General features: G+C 46.4%; 14 protein-coding genes. All 14 read left to right on the top strand.

What is annotated here, in order from left to right:
- Positions 1-80: 80 nt before the first annotated feature.
- The gene (locus HP548_RS07885) at positions 81-848 is read left to right on the top strand and encodes an isoprenyl transferase (RefSeq protein WP_063566384.1); all 768 of its coding nucleotides are present in this window, start codon (positions 81-83) and stop codon (positions 846-848) included.
- Between the two features lie 16 nt (positions 849-864).
- Positions 865-1659 carry a phosphatidate cytidylyltransferase gene (locus HP548_RS07880; RefSeq protein WP_175381346.1) on the top strand — a complete coding sequence of 265 codons (795 nt, stop codon included), beginning with the start codon at positions 865-867 and terminating at the stop codon, positions 1657-1659.
- A 67-nt stretch (positions 1660-1726) separates the two neighbouring features.
- Entirely contained in the window at positions 1727-2866 is a 1140-nt protein-coding gene (locus HP548_RS07875) for a 1-deoxy-D-xylulose-5-phosphate reductoisomerase (RefSeq protein WP_175381345.1), read from the top strand.
- Positions 2867-2979: 113 nt separating this feature from the next.
- Positions 2980-4251 (top strand): RIP metalloprotease RseP, encoded by a 1272-nt coding sequence (rseP, locus tag HP548_RS07870; protein ID WP_076289526.1) that lies wholly within the window; start codon positions 2980-2982, stop codon positions 4249-4251.
- Between the two features lie 62 nt (positions 4252-4313).
- Positions 4314-5768, top strand: coding sequence for a proline--tRNA ligase (gene proS / locus HP548_RS07865; RefSeq protein ID WP_076289527.1), 1455 nt, complete (start codon positions 4314-4316; stop codon positions 5766-5768).
- A 152-nt stretch (positions 5769-5920) separates the two neighbouring features.
- Positions 5921-10240 (top strand): PolC-type DNA polymerase III, encoded by a 4320-nt coding sequence (locus tag HP548_RS07860; protein ID WP_175381344.1) that lies wholly within the window; start codon positions 5921-5923, stop codon positions 10238-10240.
- 259 nt (positions 10241-10499) lie between these two features.
- Positions 10500-10961: a ribosome maturation factor RimP gene (gene rimP, locus HP548_RS07855; protein ID WP_062326086.1), complete on the top strand. Its 462-nt coding sequence runs from the start codon at positions 10500-10502 to the stop codon at positions 10959-10961.
- 123 nt (positions 10962-11084) lie between these two features.
- Positions 11085-12182, top strand: coding sequence for a transcription termination factor NusA (gene nusA / locus HP548_RS07850; RefSeq protein ID WP_062326087.1), 1098 nt, complete (start codon positions 11085-11087; stop codon positions 12180-12182).
- A gap of 26 nt (positions 12183-12208) precedes the next feature.
- Entirely contained in the window at positions 12209-12517 is a 309-nt protein-coding gene (rnpM, locus tag HP548_RS07845) for an RNase P modulator RnpM (RefSeq protein ID WP_053783828.1), read from the top strand.
- Positions 12507-12836, top strand: coding sequence for a YlxQ family RNA-binding protein (locus tag HP548_RS07840; protein ID WP_029880929.1), 330 nt, complete (start codon positions 12507-12509; stop codon positions 12834-12836). Before rnpM ends, HP548_RS07840 begins: the two co-directional genes overlap by 11 nt.
- Entirely contained in the window at positions 12829-15411 is a 2583-nt protein-coding gene (gene infB / locus HP548_RS07835) for a translation initiation factor IF-2 (protein WP_076289529.1), read from the top strand. The genes HP548_RS07840 and infB overlap by 8 nt, the downstream gene beginning before the upstream one ends.
- A 25-nt stretch (positions 15412-15436) precedes the next feature.
- Positions 15437-15796 (top strand): 30S ribosome-binding factor RbfA, encoded by a 360-nt coding sequence (gene rbfA / locus HP548_RS07830; protein ID WP_175381343.1) that lies wholly within the window; start codon positions 15437-15439, stop codon positions 15794-15796.
- Between the two features lie 19 nt (positions 15797-15815).
- Positions 15816-16793 carry a DHH family phosphoesterase gene (locus tag HP548_RS07825; protein ID WP_175381342.1) on the top strand — a complete coding sequence of 326 codons (978 nt, stop codon included), beginning with the start codon at positions 15816-15818 and terminating at the stop codon, positions 16791-16793.
- Complete coding sequence (gene truB / locus HP548_RS07820; RefSeq protein WP_076289531.1) at positions 16787-17710, top strand: tRNA pseudouridine(55) synthase TruB; 924 nt, start codon at positions 16787-16789, stop codon at positions 17708-17710. Before HP548_RS07825 ends, truB begins: the two co-directional genes overlap by 7 nt.
- Positions 17711-17741: the final 31 nt, after the last annotated feature.

Genomic DNA, 17741 nt, shown 5'->3' with positions numbered 1-17741 from the left:
AGCCCCTCCAATACGGTGGGGTTTTGTCTCTTTTTCCAAGCTTCGGGTGAAGAAACTTCAGGGATTTTGGAGGAACAGGAATGATCAAACGGGTTCGGTCGTGGTGGAATGGGGCTGACAAGCAGGAAACGCTGACTATATCCGAGGATAATATCCCGCAGCACGTCGCCATCATTATGGACGGCAATGGACGATGGGCGAAACGTTTGGGTCTCCCACGAATAGCTGGCCACCAGAATGGGATGAAGGCGGTCAAACGTGCGACCATCGCGGCGGATGAACTGGGCATCAAATATCTGACGATGTACGCTTTTTCGACAGAAAACTGGACGCGTCCAAAAGAAGAAGTGGATTTTCTGATGCGGCTTCCGCAAGAATTTTTGGCGATAGAGCTGGATGAGCTTATAGAAAAAAATGTACGCATCCGTATGATGGGCCAGGAAGAACATTTGCCTTCCCATACCATTAATGCTTTGCGTGAAGCTATTCGTCTTACGGAACATAACACAGGGCTTGTTTTGAATTTTGCAATGAACTACGGAAGTCGTCGCGAAATGACGGACTGTGTCAAACAGATCGCTCTGCAGGTAAAGTCGGGGGAACTATCGGCAGACGACATTACGCCTGAACTCATTGACAGACATATGCTCACTGGGGATATGCCTGATCCGGATTTGCTGATCCGGACGAGCGGAGAGTTGAGATTAAGCAATTTCATGCTTTGGCAGCTCGCATATAGCGAACTATGGTTTACGGATATATACTGGCCCGAATTTGGCAAAAAGCATTTGCTTGAAGCAGTAGCCGAATATCAGCGCAGAACAAGGCGTTACGGCGGTTTGAAATAGATGGAGGATGAAGCCGTTGAAACAGCGATTAACGACAGGAATCATAGCAGGTGTGTTGTTTTTGGGTTTTTGCATGCTGGGCGGACCCTGGTACCATGGCTTGGTATTGCTCATGGCTCTCATCGGTTATTATGAATTTGTTAAAATGACCGGGGTACAGCCTTTTTCGGGTGTAGCCCTAATTGGTTATGCAGGTATCTTTGCGATTGTGTTTCCTTGGGAAATGATTTGGGAAGTTAGACCACTAACGTTATTCCAGATCGGATGGCTTGTGATGCTTGTATTCATGACTGCCTCTGTGGTAACTAAAAACAAGATTCCTGTAAACACTGTTGCCATGCTCTTTCTGGGAGTAATGTATATTGGAATCGGTTTTTATTACATCGCGGAATCCAGACATTTGCATCATGGGTTGTTCTGGACGTTTCTGCTTCTGGGCTCCATATGGGCAAGTGATGCAGGTGCCTATTTTGTAGGGAAACTTATCGGGAAGAACAAACTTTGGCCGTCGATCAGTCCTAATAAAACGGTGGAAGGTGCACTGGGTGGTATTGTGATCGCTGTAATCACTTCTGTTGTTTTTGCATTGGTGTCAGACGGCTTGTTGTCTTGGCAAAGAGCGGTATGGATTGGGATTGCATGTGCGATTGTAGGACAAATGGGAGATCTGATTCAATCTGCTTACAAACGTGTGTATAACATCAAAGATTCCGGCACTTTGCTCCCGGGGCATGGCGGTATTCTGGATCGATGCGACAGCTGGATTGTCGTTTTTCCATTCGTACATATACTAATGCTTCTGCCCTATTAAAAATGAGCACAAGCCATATGACGAACTATTCGTCATAGGCTTTGGATAAATAAAGATGAGGTGCAGCATGAAAAAAATTGCGATTCTTGGGTCAACCGGTTCCATTGGAACTCAGACACTGGATGTAGTCGATATGCATCCCGAACGCTTTCAAGTTGAGGGACTGGCTGCTGGGAGCAATATAGAGTTGCTGATTGAGCAAGCGAAGCGTTATCGACCCAAAAAGGTATCAGTTGGCTCAAAGGAGCTAGCAGAGACAGTGGCACCGCACTTACCTATCGAAACACAGCTTTTTTATGGCAAAGAAGGACTGGTGGAAGTCGCTGCCGGAACGGAAGCAGATACGGTTGTCACTGCTGTAATGGGGAGTGTTGGGCTTGAGTCGACCCTGGCTGCTATTGATGCAGGCAAACAGATTGGGCTGGCTAACAAAGAGACGCTAATTACAGCGGGACATATTGTTACTGCCAGAGCGGCTGCGAAAGGGGTACCGATTCTGCCTGTGGATAGTGAGCACTCGGCTATCTTCCAATGCTTGAATGGAGAACCTCGTGAACGCGTGATGGGAATTACACTTACGGCTTCTGGAGGATCATTCCGTGATTTGACTCGTGAACAGCTGAAGGAAGTTACCGTAGAAGATGCACTCAAACATCCCAACTGGTCGATGGGGTCGAAGATTACGATAGACTCGGCGACGATGGTGAATAAAGGGCTGGAAGTTATTGAAGCGCATTGGCTGTTTGGACTAAGTTATGATCAGATTGATGTGTTGCTTCACCCGGAGAGCATCATTCATTCCTACGTGGAGTTTAATGATACAAGCATTATTGCCCAGCTTGGCAATCCGGACATGCGTGTTCCCATTCAGTATGCACTGACCTATCCTGACCGCTTACCATCGCCTTCACAACGTCTATCCCTAACACAAGTGGGCAAGCTGCATTTCCGTGAGATGGATATGGAACGGTTCCCTTGTTTAAGAATGGCATACGAGTGTGGTAAAATGGGAGGAACCGCAGCAACGGCGTTTAATGCAGCCAACGAGGTTGCTGTAGCACGTTTCTTGCGTAAAGAGATTTCGTTCCTTAAAATAGAGGATATTATTGCTTCTGTGCTGGAGGCACACCGCAATGTGGACGAGCCTGATCTGGAGGAAATCGCAAAATGTGATCAGGAGAGCCGTCAACTTGCGTTCAGTCTGTAATCTCTTTTTTCAAGATAAAATGGAAGAAGTGATTCTCTTGTGCGGCATCAGAGAATAATGATAATCTAAAGGGACAGACTGCGGTTCGTGCCGTGAAGGAGGATGGATAGGGATTGGAAACCATACAAGTGGTATTTCTAACGGTGCTCATGTTCTTTGTCATCGTGACGGTTCATGAATGGGGACATTATTATTTTGCCAAACGCGCCGGTATTCTTGTACGGGAATTTGCGATCGGTTTTGGTCCCAAATTGTTCTCATATAAAAGAAACGAGACCCAGTTCACACTGCGTCTGCTGCCTTTTGGCGGGTATGCACGTATGGCTGGGGAAGATCCGGAACTGGTAGAAATTCAAGAAGGTCAGACCATTGCGGTAAGATCAGCTGATGACCAAGTCAAAATGATCTACCTCGATCAATTGGATAATCGCAAAAATGTAATTCGAGGTGAAGTCATCTCCATTGATATGGAGAATGCACTGAAATTGCAACTCGATGTGGATGGCGAAATTCAGCAGTACCGGATTCATCCGCAAGCGATGTTGGTGAGTCGGGGCAAACAAACCCAAATTGCACCTAAAGATCGTCAATTCGGCAGTAAAACGGTTGGTCAGCGGGCAATGGCGATTTTTGCCGGACCACTCATGAATTTCATCCTGGCATTTGTTTTATTTGCAGTCTATGCACAAATGGCTGGGGTTCCAGTTGAGAATCCGAAAAATCTGGAAATTGGCGAAGTGCTTGAAGGTGGAGCTGCCTACCAAGCGAACCTGCAAAAGGGAGATATCATTGAGACAATCAATGGTACGGCCATCGGCACGGATTCGCAAAAAATGGTGAGCATGATAGCTGATTCCAAAGACAAGCCGATGGAATGGACACTGCGTCGGGGGAATGAAACGTTTAATATTACGATCACACCTCGCGCGGTAGAAGGCCAGGAAGGCGGTAAAGTTGGTATTGTACCTACCCTGCCAACTCGTTCTGTTGGATTCGTGGAAACATTTAAAGTGTCCGGAGTAGCTATGGTAGATACGACCAGAGTAATCTTTGAAGGATTCAGACATCTCATTAATCAATTTAACATGGACGATATCGGTGGTCCGGTGCGTACGTTTGAGGTTACGGGCCAGATTGCAAAACAGGGTATTGAGCAATTAACCAGATGGGCTGCCATTTTGAGCCTTTATCTCGGTATCTTCAACCTGTTGCCTATCCCTGCGCTTGACGGTAGCCGTTTGGTTTTCCTGGGGATTGAGGCGCTTCGTGGCAGACCTGTTGACCCGAACCGGGAAGGTATGGTTCATTTTGTCGGCTTCGCCATGTTGTTTGTACTGATGCTGGCAGTAACATATAATGATATATTACGATTAATTAACGGATAATTATGGTTTGACTACGCTCTGTTTATTCAGAGATAGTCGTAATGGGAGGACGCTGGAGTCTTATGTCAAAGGAAAATGATAAACAGTTCGTGACTGAAATTACACCTCAGGGCGAGGATTTCTCACGCTGGTACATTGATGTTATTAAAAAAGCTGATCTCATGGACTATGCACCCGTACGCGGTTGTATTGTTTTCAAACCAGACGGATTTGAGATCTGGGAACATATTAAGGATGAGTTGGATCGTCGTTTCCGTGAAACGGGCCATCGCAATGCTTACTTCCCGATGTTCATTCCTGAGAGCTTTTTCCAAAAAGAAAAAGAACATGTTGAAGGCTTCAATCCCGAATTGCCTTGGGTTACGGAAGCTGGGGGAGAGAAGCTGGAAGAACGTCTGGCAATCCGTCCTACATCCGAAACGATTATTGGTCACATGTATTCCAAGTGGATTCAGTCTTATCGGGATCTTCCGGTATTGATCAACCAGTGGGCTAACGTAGTCCGTTGGGAAAAAAGAACGTTGCCTTTCCTTCGCACAAGTGAGTTCCTGTGGCAGGAAGGTCACACTGCGCATGAGACCGAAGAAGAAGCACGTGAAGAAACAATGAAGATGCTTCAGATTTATCGTGAAGTGGTTGAAGAGTATTTGGCTATTCCGGTAATTGTAGGTCAGAAAACCAAATCCGAGAAGTTTGCGGGTGCGGTGGATACGTACTCGATCGAAGCCATGATGAAGGATGGACGTGCTGTACAAGCAGGTACATCACACTACATGGGAACTAACTTTGCAAAAGCATTTGAAATTCAGTATCTTAGCCGTAATAATGTGCTGGAGCTGGCTTACACCACTTCATGGGGGGTAAGCACACGTTTAATCGGTGCGTTAATTATGGTTCACGGAGATGACCGTGGTCTGGTTCTTCCTCCTAAAGTTGCACCAACGCAAGTGGTTATGATTCCAATTGGACCGCCAAAAACACGTGATGCCGTTGTAGGCCGTGCGGACGAGTTGTTCGCTGAACTGAAACAAGCGGGAATTCGTGTGAAAATGGATGATCGCAGTGATGTTCGTCCAGGCTGGAAATTCAACGAATATGAGATGCGTGGTGTTCCGATTCGTCTCGAAATTGGTCCGCGTGATATGGAGAACGGTGTATGTGTTCTCGTTTCCCGGATTACTGGAGAGAAGAAAGTCGTTGAACAAGCAAATCTGGTGGAAGAAATCCAGACTATGCTGACTCAAGTGCAAGCCGATATGCTGCAACGTGCTCGCACGTTTATGTCGGACAACTTCTACTCTGTAGATACGCTTGATGAGATGAAGGAATTGATGGAAAACAAACGCGGGTTCACACTGGCTGGATGGTGCGGTTCTGAAGCTTGCGAAGATAAAGTAAGAGAAGTAACAGGTGCAACAAGCCGGAACATTCCGTTCCAGCCTGCGGAAGAAAAGCATACGTGCCTGGCTTGTGGTGAAGAGGCGAAACACACGGTAGTGTTTGCAAGAGCGTACTAAGTCAGGATAACCTGACTAACGGCACTTATTCAACGTAAGAGTAAGGAATGGAGAGCTTCTGTCGGATAAAATGAGTCGGTGCGGGTTCGGATCGGGGACATTTTTGAATGCAGAGGCTTTTCCTGTTTTAAGGGGGTACAAGGAGGAACACGATGAGTGGATTCGAGGAGAAGAGAAAACGGTTTGAGTTGTTGATGAAACAGACGGAACTTCCGGCTGGCCTAATAGAGCCCTACTTTTTGGATGGATGGATTGAACGGGTGGAGACAAGCCGTAGCAACCGCGACTGGACTATTGTGATTGCAAAAGATACCTTGGTTCCTGCTCCAATCTATCGAACATTTTGCCTGCACATCCAGGAGAAAATGAATCACATTTCCAAGATCACGTTTGGTTTCAAATATAGTGATCAGGTCGAGATTGGTGATATTGTCAGTGAGTATTGGAACTTGTTCCTTGAATGGGTTACAAGGGAAATTCCATCTGTTAATGGTTGGATGAACCGCACCAAGTTCGAATGTGAAGCAGATCTGCTGCAATTGACCATGAGTGATGCCATGTCGATGGAGCTTGCGAAGAAGAAACAGATCGATCAAGCTATAACTACTTTTTATGATAAGTATTTTCAACTGCCCTTGCGGGTCAAATTGCTGGTTGGTGAGGTTGAAAGCAACAAAGAGGCGATGGAACAATTCCAGCTCAAGAAGCGGGAAGAAGAGCTTCAAGTTATTGAGCAGATGATGAGTGAAGTGGACTCGGAAATGCCTGAAGAGGAAGAACAGGGCGATGTTCGTTTACAGATGGGATATGATATCAAGGAACCACCTATACCTATGCAGGAAATTCAGGATGAAGAGAAAAAGGTTACGTTGCAAGGAACGGTCTTCGGTCTGGATCGCAAGGAGTTGCGGAACGGGAATACGTTGTTTACTTTTTATCTCACGGATTTCACGGATTCCATGCAAATGAAGATGTTTGCCAAAACAAAAGAGGATGTCAAAATCCTGAGCTTGCTGGCCAATGGGAAATGGGTGAAAGTGCGTGGCCGTGTAGAATACGACCGGTTTATGCAAATTCCGGAACTTGCCATGATTCCTTCAGATTTGGTTGAAGTAAAGGCACCGCCATCCCGTAAGGATAATGCAGCTGAGAAACGGGTTGAGTTCCATCTGCACTCCACAATGAGTACAATGGATGCCGTAACTTCGATCGACAAATACGTAAAGACTGCAGCGGAATGGGGACACAAGGCAATCGCCGTAAGTGATCATGGCGGTGTGCAGGTGTATCCGGAGGCGTCCAAAGCGGCCAAGAAAAACGGAATTAAAATGATCTACGGCCTTGAGGCCAATGTGGTGAATGATTCGGTTGCTGTTGTTATGGCACCACAGCCGTTGGAACTCAAATCAGCGACATATATCGTGTTTGATATTGAGACCACAGGTCTGTCTGTAACCCAGAACAAGATCATCGAAATTGCGGCAGTGAAGGTAGAGGACGGTAAAGAAATTGACCGCTTTGCTACGTTTGTAAATCCGCATGAGCGCATCCCATATAACATTCAGCAGTTGACTAATATTAACGATGAAATGGTGAAGGATGCACCTGAGCTAGAACCGGTTATTCATGATTTTGTGAAGTTTGCCGGAGATGGCGTACTGGTTGCACATAATGCGCGATTCGATATGGGCTTTATTCAGGCTTCGCTGAAACAGCTTGGCATGCCTGAGCTTCAGAACCCTGTACTCGATACTTTGGAACTGGCACGGTTGTTATATCCAAAAATGAAGAACCACCGTCTGAATACGCTGGCGGATAAATATAAAGTAGCACTGGAAAGTCATCACCGGGCGATTGATGATACGATTGCGCTCGCTGGTATACTGAATGGATTGGTTAATGATGCCGCTCAGATGAAAGGCCTGACCATGCTTGATCGGCTTAATGATTATGTCGGAGTTGATCTTTCAAATACGCGTCCATTCCATTGCGGCATCTATGCTTTGAATGATGTCGGCAAAAAGAATCTCTATAAACTGGTATCACTTTCTCATACAGAGCATTTCAAACGGGTGCCTTGTATTCCAAAATCGAAGCTGATCAATTTGCGTGAAGGTCTCATTATTTTATCGGGTTGTGAAAAAGGTGAGTTTTTCGAGGCTGTGTTGAACAAATCGCTTGAAGAGGCGGAAGAGATAGCGCATTTCTATGACATTCTGGAGATCCAGCCTTTGACAATGTATATGCATTTGGTGGACAAAGGGCTCGTGGCTACGCCAGAGGAATTGAAGCTCGCTGTTCGTAAAGTTGTTGACATTGGTCAAAAATTGGGGAAACCGGTAATAGCCACAGGTAACGTGCATTATCTCGAGCCGCGCGACAAGCTATATCGGGATATCACGATTCACGGAATTACGGGGTTCAGCCCGCTCAAAGATCAACGTAAACCGGATGCTCATCTAAGAACGACGGATGAAATGCTGGAAGAGTTCCAGTACCTGGGCCAAGATAAAGCCTACGAAGTCGTTGTTACGAATACGGTTGAATTGGCAGATCGGTTCGAGGAAATCAAGCTGTTCCCGGACAAGCTGTTCACTCCGATTTTGGAAGGCGCAGACGATGAGATCCGTAATACCTGCTATAATACCGCCAAGTCGATTTATGGTGAGGAACTGCCGGAAGTCATTGTGGCACGACTGGAGAAAGAATTGAATCCAATTATCAAATACGGTTTTTCTGCCAACTATCTGATCTCGGAACGTTTGGTTAAAAAATCGAATCAGGACGGGTACCTTGTCGGATCACGGGGATCAGTTGGTTCTTCTGTAGTTGCTACTTTCCTGGGGATTTCCGAGGTTAATCCGTTGCCAGCGCACTATATTTGTGTAAATCCGGAGTGTAAGCACAGTGAGTGGTTCCTCGACGGAAGTGTGCCGAGTGGATTTGACCTTCCTGAGAAAGAATGCCCTGATTGTGGAGGCCGGTTAAAAGGCGAAGGGCAAGATATTCCGTTTGAGACGTTCCTTGGTTTTAAAGGGGACAAGGTTCCCGATATTGACTTGAACTTCTCGGGTGATTATCAGCCGCATGCCCATAACTATACGAAGGTGCTTTTCAGCGAAAAGAGTGTGTTCCGTGCGGGCACAATTGGTACGGTAGCTGAAAAAACAGCATTTGGTTTTGCCAAGAAATATGAGGAGGAACATCATAAGAAATGGCGAGGAGCAGAACTGAACCGTTTGGCCTCAGGTTGTACCGGGGTTAAACGTAGTACAGGACAGCATCCCGGTGGTATTGTTGTTGTACCGGATTATATTGAAGTGGAAGATGTAACGCCTGTGCAATTCCCGGCGGATGACGTTAATGCGGAGTGGAAAACAACACACTTTGACTATCACGCCTTCGAAGAGAACTTGCTAAAACTCGATATTCTGGGGCACGATGATCCAACTATGATGCGGATGCTGCAGGATTTGACAGGTATCGATCCAACGACCATTCCGATGAATGATCCTAAGGTCATGAGCATGTTCAACTCTACCGAAGCACTCGGCGTTACGCCAGAGCAGATTCGTTCACCAGTTGCCACTTTTGGTGTGCCAGAGATGGGGACTAAGTTTGTACGTCAGATGCTTATTGAATCCCAGCCTTCGTCTTTTGCCGATCTACTCCAAATCTCCGGATTGTCTCATGGTACGGGGGTATGGCTTGGTAATGCACAAGATCTAATCAAAAATGGAACTTGTAACATCAAAACGGTGATTGGTTGCCGGGATGATATCATGTTGTTCCTGATCTATAAGGCGGGCATGGACGCCAGTCTTGCCTTTAAAATTACGGAGAGTGTGCGTAAGGGACGTGGTTTGCCGCAAGAATGGATTGATGAGATGAAAAATTGCAAGGTGCCGCAATGGTACATTGATTCCTGTCTTAAAATCCAGTACATGTTTCCAAAGGCCCACGCGGCCGCTTATGTTATCTCAGCAGTGCGTACAGCTTTCTTTAAGCTGTATCACCCAATTGAATACTACGCGACATACTTCACAGTTCGTGCCGATGAGTTTGACATTGAACTGGTATGTCAGGGCTATGAGCCTATCTATCGGAAGATCGTAGAAATTGAACAATTAGGTTTCCAGGCACCGCCAAAAGAAAAAAACATGCTGCCTGTCCTTGAGATGGCATTGGAAATGGCAGCACGCGGATTCTCACTCAAGCCAATTGATCTGTATCGCTCGGAAGCAACGAAGTTTATTGTTGACGGAAATTCTCTTATTCCTCCGTTTTCGGCACTGGGAGGAATCGGGGATAATGCTGCACGCAATATCGCTGCAGCAAGAGAGCATGGAGAATTCCTGTCGATTGAAGATTTCCAGCAAAAGTCCAAAGCAAGTAAAACAATTGTTGAGTTGCTGACGGGCATGGGATGCTTCCGCGGTTTGCCGGAAAGCAATCAATTATCCTTGTTCTAAAATGGCATTTTGAGTATCTATTTATGGTCTGTAATGTGATTACGTAAATTTTTCTTCATTAGTGGTTAAAATGGCTGAGTGATCGCTTACTTGTCACTATTACCAGACTATGTTATAATTTTTGAAGTGAACGAGATAGTACGAATTTCTAAAGAGTGGGGAAACCCACTCTTTAGTCTTTGGTATACAAGAATCTTGGGTAATGAAGAAATTGCCAGCCATTATTTGCTGGTGTAACCTAAGTTGGAGGTTATCGGTTTTGAGCACAACGAACATTAAATCTACCGTGGAAGAAATGATCCAACCCTACTTGAACGAACAAGGCTTCGAGCTGGTTGACATCGAATACGTCAAAGAAGGCAGCAACTGGTTTTTACGGGTGTATGTCGACAAAGAGGGTGGCATCGACATCGATGATTGTGTCTTGATCAGCGAAAAGCTAAGCGCCAAGCTGGATGAGAACGATCCGATTCCGACCATCTATTTCCTTGAAGTGTCTTCTCCCGGTGCGGAGCGTCCACTGAAAAAACCGGAGGACGTTGCCAAATCCGTAGGTAAAAACGTATTTGTTACAACCTACGAGCCGGTAAATGGTATAAAGGAATTTGAAGGCAAGCTGCTTTCCTTTGATGACGGGGAACTTGTGATCGAAGCAGGCAAGAAACAGCATGCCATTCTTTATGACAAGGTTGCGAGTGCGCGCCTGGCCATTCTGTTTTAAGTGCCTTGTTCACTTATTAATGAAAAAAGACACATCTCACGATAACGGCAAGGTGCTCATGAGTTTAGAGCCTTTCGCCGTTTTACGTATGAGATGCCATGTTTGAAAGGGGGATCAACATTCATGAGTATGGATTTTATTGAAGCAATGAATGAATTGGAGCGGGAAAAAGGGATCAGTAAGGATGTGCTGTTTGAAGCGATCGAGGCAGCACTCATCTCCAGCTACAAGCGTAATTTCAACACCGCCCAGAATGTGCGTGTTGACATGAACCGTAATACGGGTGTTATCCGGGTGTATGCCCGCAAATTGATCGTGGAAGAAGTCCTGGATTCACGTACCGAAATTTCATTGCCTGCTGCACGAGAGATCAACCCACACTTCCAGCTGGAAGATATTGCGGAGATTGAAGTTACGCCGCGTGATTTCGGACGTATCGCCGCACAAACTGCCAAACAGGTAGTGACCCAGCGGATTCGTGAAGCCGAACGCGGCCTGATCTACAACGCTTTCGTTGATAAGGAAGAAGATATCGTTACGGGAGTGGTGCAGCGTCAGGATTTGCGCAATATCTACATCGATCTGGGCAAAATCGAAGCGGCATTGCCGCTGACCGAATTGATGCCGAACGAGAAGTTTGTTCATGGTGACCGTATTAAAGCGTACATCACCAAGGTCGAGAATACGACCAAAGGGCCGCAAATCATTTTGTCCCGTACACATCCGGGCTTGTTGAAACGTCTCTTTGAACTGGAAGTACCTGAAATTTTTGACGGCGTAGTCGAGATCCGCTCCGTCGCACGTGAAGCGGGCTTCCGCTCCAAAATTGCTGTTCATTCCCGCAATGAGGAAGTTGATCCAGTTGGATCATGTGTAGGTCCTAAGGGAATGCGCGTGCAGACCATTGTGGGTGAGCTGCGCGGTGAAAAAATTGACATCGTTCGTTTCTCCGACCAGGTAGACGAATATGTGGCAAATGCACTTAGTCCTTCCAAAGTATTGGAAGTTCAAGTATTCGAGGAAGAAAAGATGGCTCGGGTTATTGTTCCTGACTATCAGCTGTCCCTCGCCATTGGGATCAAAGGCCAAAATGCCCGATTGGCAGCCAAACTGACCGGCTGGAAAATCGACATTAAGAGCGAGAGCCAGGCGGAACAGGAATTCGGCAGAGAGAAAGATTCTTCTTCGGAAATGCACCAAGATTCCGTCTCCGTCGACTAAAGTAAAGCACGGGGGGGCGCTAACGTATGAAAACTAAAAAAGTACCGCTGCGCAAATGTGTGGCGTGTCAGGAAATGATGCCCAAAAAGCAGCTGATCCGTATCGTTAAAACGCCAGAGGATGAAGTGCTGATCGATTTGACTGGCAAAAAGTCCGGACGTGGTGCTTATTTATGCGGCAAAGAGTCCTGTTTTAAGCTTGCACTCAAAAACCGGTCTTTGGATCGGGCGCTCAAGGGCAAAGTCTCACCGGAAATTTATGAGCAATTGGCAGCTGATTTCGTTGCGGTAGAGGACGAATTCATAGCAGCACAGGAGCGTGAACATGATGAATAATAAAACATTGTCTTATCTGGGACTCTCCATGCGTGCAGGCAAACTTGTAACAGGTGAAGAAATTGTACTTAAAGCGATCCGTTCTTCCGAAGCTAAAATGGTTATTGTTGCGGGTGACGCCTCGGCCAATACACAAAAGAAATTTCGCGACAAATGCGGGACATATAAAGTTCCACTGGTGATCGGATTTGACCGGGATAGTCTGGGTTCAAGTATCGGTAAAGAAACGCGGGTTGTTCTTGCAGTAACGGATCGAGGGTTTGCAAAAATGATCTCCAAGCAAGTCGGTATAATGTCGGAGGTGGAGTATATTGAGTAAACAGGAAAACAAGGATAAATTGCGAGTTTATGAATATGCGAAGTCCCTTAATATGAGTAGTAAAGAAATTATAACCATTCTTAAAAAGCTGGATATTCCCGTAAACAATCATATGAGTGTCATGGAGAATGGTTCAGTCGGTAAGGTGGAACAATTTTTTAAAGATATAAAATCCACTGCCGCTTCCAAACAAAGTAACGAAGCAAAATCCGTTGCTACTTCGTCAGTGCGCAGTGACAAAACAGTGGACAGCAACAAGCCGGCCGGCGGAGTGAACACGCCGAATAGCAGCAACCCATCCGGTAGTCCCGTACAAACAAAAATACAACAGGAAAAGCAGGTAGGTATGAACAATAGACCAAATTCCAACAATAACAATGGCTCCCAAAGACCTAGCGGCCAAGACAGCCGCAACAGAACAAACTCTTCCCAAGGCTCAAGCCAAGGAGGACAATCAAGTAATCGTCCAAGACCAGCTCAAGGTGGACAAAGCAGTACAGCATCCCGTCCGCAAAGTACGGGTCAACGTCCAGCGAATAGCGGTGGCGGTCAAACAAGAAGCGCAGGACCGAACAGCGGTGGCAACACTGGCACTGGCGGCAACCGTACTGGTGGCCAAGGACAGAGCTCAGGACAAGGCCAACGCAGAGGCGGCCAAGGTAATTCCGGCAATAACAACAACAGCGGCAACCGTTCAAACAGCGGTGGCGGTGGACGTCGTTATGACGACAACCGTGGCGGCAACTTCCGCGGTAATCGTGGTGGCAAGAACAATCGCAACAGAAATCAACAACAGTACCAACAACGTGAGAAAATTGATAACACACCTAAGAAAATCATCGTACGTGGTGACATGACTGTTGGTGAAACAGCGAAGTTGCTCCATAAAGATGCTTCTGAAGTTATCAAAAAACTCATTGCAATGGGTGTAATGGCAACGATTAACCAAGAGCTTGATATCGAAACAATCCTGCTGCTTGCTGGAGAATTCGGTGTTGAGGTTGAAGTGAAAATTGTCCTTGAAGATGACCGCTTCGAAACACTTGAAGAGAATGATGATCCTGCTGACTTGCAGTCCCGTCCTCCGGTAGTTACGATCATGGGTCACGTTGACCATGGTAAAACAACATTACTTGATGCGATTCGTTCAACGAATGTAACGGGTGGAGAAGCAGGCGGTATCACGCAGCATATCGGTGCTTATCAAGTTGAAATTAACAACAAAAAAATCACGTTCTTGGATACACCAGGTCACGAAGCGTTTACTGCTATGCGTGCACGTGGAGCACAGGTTACGGATATTACAATTATTGTTGTAGCTGCAGATGACGGTGTTATGCCACAAACGGTTGAGGCGATTAACCATGCCAAAGCTGCTGGACTGCCAATTATCGTAGCTGTCAACAAAATTGATAAGCCGGGTGCAGATGCGGATAAAGTAAAACAAGAATTGACCAACTATGAACTCGTTCCGGAAGAGTGGGGCGGTGACACCATCTTTGTTAACGTTTCGGCGAAACAAAGAATTGGTCTAGAAGGTCTGCTTGAAATGATCCTGCTCGTTGCAGAAGTGAACGAGTACAAAGCGAACCCGGACAAACGTGCCCGTGGTACAGTGATCGAAGCCGAGCTGGATAAAGGACGTGGCCCAGTTGCCCGTATTCTCGTACAACACGGTACATTGAAAGTCGGAGATGCTTTTGTTGCAGGTAACTGCTTCGGTCGTGTACGTGCGATGGTGAATGACAAAGGTCGCCGTTTAAAAGAAGCTGGACCTTCAACACCTGTAGAAATTACGGGTCTGACTGAAGTTCCAGGTGCGGGAGATCCGTTCATGGTGTTTGAAGATGAGCGTAAAGCGCGTTCTATCGCCGACAAACGTGCCATTACACAACGTGAATCCGATCTGGGTACAAACACACGTGTGACATTGGATGATTTGTTCCAACACATCAAAGACGGTGAAATCAAAGACTTGAACGTAATTATCAAAGGTGACGTACAAGGTTCGGTTGAAGCATTGAAAGGTTCCCTTGCGAAGATCGAAGTTGAAGGTGTACGCGTGAAGATTATTCATAGCGGCGCTGGTGCAATCACAGAGTCTGACATCATTTTGGCTGCAGCATCCAATGCCATCGTGATTGGTTTCAACGTTCGTCCTGATAATCAGGCGAAAGCGACTGCAGATCAAGAGCAAGTAGACATTCGTCTGCATCGCGTTATCTACAGCGTTATCGAAGAAATTGAACAAGCAATGAAAGGCATGCTTGATCCGATTTACAAAGAAAAAGTAATCGGTCATGCTGAAGTTCGGAGCACGTTCTCCATCAGTAAAGTCGGCACCATTGCTGGATGTATGGTTACCTCGGGTAAAATTACGCGTTCCGCGGAAGCACGCCTGATTCGTGATGGCATCGTCCTTTACGAAGGCAAGCTGGATTCCCTGAAACGTTACAAAGATGATGCCAAAGAAGTAGCCCAAGGTTACGAGTGCGGTATCACGCTGGATAAATACAATGATCTCAAAGAAGGCGACGTTATCGAAGCCTTCATTATGGAGACAGTACAACGATAAGCAAGGAAGCATGAGGTGAACAACGATGGCTAAGATTCGTACAGGTAGAGTGGGCGAGCAGATCAAGAAAGAATTAAGTGTGCTCATCCAGTCTGAACTGAAAGATCCTCGTATCGGCTTTATTACCGTAACGGGAGTCGAAGTGACAGGCGACTTGTCGCAAGCCAAAGTTTATCTGAGTGTCTTTGGTGAACAGGAACAAAAGGATAACTCGCTTAAAGCGCTGGCAAAAGCAAATGGATTTTTGCGTTCAGAACTGGGCAAGCGTATCCGTTTTAGACACGTTCCCGAGTTGATATTCAAGATTGACGAATCTATTGCATATGGCAGCCGAATTGAGAAGCTGCTTGGTGATATCGGTACCGACAAGAACGAATCCGAGTAACAGAATAAAGGAGACGGCAATGCACACTTATGAACAGGCGCTTCAGGACGGAAAGCAATTTCTGCTGGAGCATGATGATTACCTGGTCGTGTCGCATGTACAGCCGGACGGTGACGCAGTCAGCTCGACGGTAACGGTGGGCTGGCTGCTGTCATGTCTGGGCAAGACATTCACGATGATTAATGAAGGTGAAATTCCACAACGCATGAACTTTCTGTGGGAAGCTGGCAAGATCGTGAACATGACCGAACAACCACCTGCGCGGAAATACAAAGCGATTATCTGTGTGGATTGTGCAGACTTTTCCAGAGTAGGCCTGACTCGTCATTATTTTGAAGATGATGCTGTTATTTTAAATATTGATCATCATCCAACCAATGACGCGTATGGAACAGTAAACATCATTAAGCCAGACGCAGCAGCAACGGCTGAAATTCTGTTTGATTTCCTCAATCTTTTCCCAGTGAAGTGGAATAAAGATGTGGCTACAGCAGTCTACACAGGATTGCTAACAGATACAGGTGGATTCCGCTATGCGAATACGAGTCCTAATGTGATGACCACTGCATCCAAATTGCTTGAACATGGTGTGAATGGACCTTATCTTGCACAGATTTTGCTTGAGCAGGTTACGCTCCCACAAGTCCGTATATTGAATCAGGCACTCTCAAGCCTGCAAATGACTGACGATGGCAAGATTGCCTGGGTGGTCATTACGCCTGAAGACATGATTTCTTGTGGAGCGGCTAATGAAGATCTTGAAGGGGTAGTCAATTACCCGCGTAACATTCAAGGTGTGGAAGTGGGCATCTTTTTTAAAGTAATCAATGACAATGCGGTGAAAGTATCTCTTCGGTCAGCTGGTAAGGTTGATGTCGCCTCGCTTGCACAGAACTTTGGTGGAGGCGGACATGTACTTGCAGCTGGATGTCGCGTAGAGGGCAAGTTGGAAGATATCGTCGAACTAGTGCTGAAGCAGGTGAATGCTCAATGGTAAAACCATTTGAAGGTGTACTTCCAGTGTATAAACCAGCGGGATTTACTTCTCATGATGTTGTGGCTAAAATGCGTCGCATTCTCAAAATGAAACGTATTGGTCATACAGGCACATTGGACCCGCAAGTTACTGGCGTACTACCGCTTTGCCTAGGACGGGCAACACGTGTGGTGGAGTACATGCAGGAGCTTCCCAAGGAATACCTGGCAACGCTACGACTGGGTCTGTCGACTGACACGGAGGATATGACAGGTGAAGTTATTGAGCGGTCGGAGACAGCTGTTGAGGTGACACAGGAGCAGGTTCAGCAGGTGCTGGAGCAATTCCTGGGCACCATCTCACAGGTTCCACCTATGTATTCCGCGGTCAAAGTGGATGGGAAACGTCTCTACGAGCTTGCTCGTGAAGGAAAAACGGTAGAGCGTAAGAGTCGTGAGGTTACGATCTATGAACTGGAATTGACAGGAATTGAGAATCAAGGCGACACTACGGATATATCGTTCCGTGCTTTATGTTCCAAAGGAACCTATATTCGAACGTTATGCGTGGATATCGGCAAAAAATTGGGCTATCCGTCCACCATGCTACATCTGGAGCGTACGATATCGGCTGGAATCTCTGCTGATCATTGCCTTCATTTTGAAGAAGTGGAACAACGCATGATCGATGGAACGTTAGCCGAGGTGCTGATTCCGGTTGATGAAGCTATCTCTTCCATTCCGGCACATACGGTGGGTGCGGATCAGGCCAAGGGAGCCCTTCAGGGCCAGAAATTATCGGCGCGTTTGCTCGAACCGCCTGCAGAGCAACCTGGTCTACTGCGGTTATATGATCAGGATGGGACGTTTCTGGGGATATTTGAGCGGGATGAATTGAAAGCAACGGTGAGAGCTGTTAAAGTCTTTTTACCGGAATAAAGAGGTTCCTGGTTTGAGTGGTGGTACTCAA

Source organism: Paenibacillus taichungensis (genome assembly GCF_013359905.1).
Taxonomy (GTDB): Bacteria; Bacillota; Bacilli; order Paenibacillales; family Paenibacillaceae; genus Paenibacillus; species Paenibacillus taichungensis.
Note: the sequence above shows the minus strand (reverse complement) of the source record. Positions and strands in the feature narration are given on the sequence as shown.

Bases quoted from the DNA above. Each gene is read 5' to 3' on its own strand.
- HP548_RS07885 (WP_063566384.1), top strand. From the start codon at position 81: ATGATCAAACGGGTTCGGTCGTGGTGGAATGGGGCTGACAAGCAGGAA.
- HP548_RS07875 (WP_175381345.1), top strand. From the start codon at position 1,727: ATGAAAAAAATTGCGATTCTTGGGTCAACCGGTTCCATTGGAACTCAG.
- proS (WP_076289527.1), top strand. From the start codon at position 4,314: ATGTCAAAGGAAAATGATAAACAGTTCGTGACTGAAATTACACCTCAG.
- HP548_RS07860 (WP_175381344.1), top strand. From the start codon at position 5,921: ATGAGTGGATTCGAGGAGAAGAGAAAACGGTTTGAGTTGTTGATGAAA.
- nusA (WP_062326087.1), top strand. From the start codon at position 11,085: ATGAGTATGGATTTTATTGAAGCAATGAATGAATTGGAGCGGGAAAAA.
- rnpM (WP_053783828.1), top strand. From the start codon at position 12,209: ATGAAAACTAAAAAAGTACCGCTGCGCAAATGTGTGGCGTGTCAGGAA.
- HP548_RS07840 (WP_029880929.1), top strand. From the start codon at position 12,507: ATGATGAATAATAAAACATTGTCTTATCTGGGACTCTCCATGCGTGCA.
- rbfA (WP_175381343.1), top strand. From the start codon at position 15,437: ATGGCTAAGATTCGTACAGGTAGAGTGGGCGAGCAGATCAAGAAAGAA.
- HP548_RS07825 (WP_175381342.1), top strand. From the start codon at position 15,816: ATGCACACTTATGAACAGGCGCTTCAGGACGGAAAGCAATTTCTGCTG.
- truB (WP_076289531.1), top strand. From the start codon at position 16,787: ATGGTAAAACCATTTGAAGGTGTACTTCCAGTGTATAAACCAGCGGGA.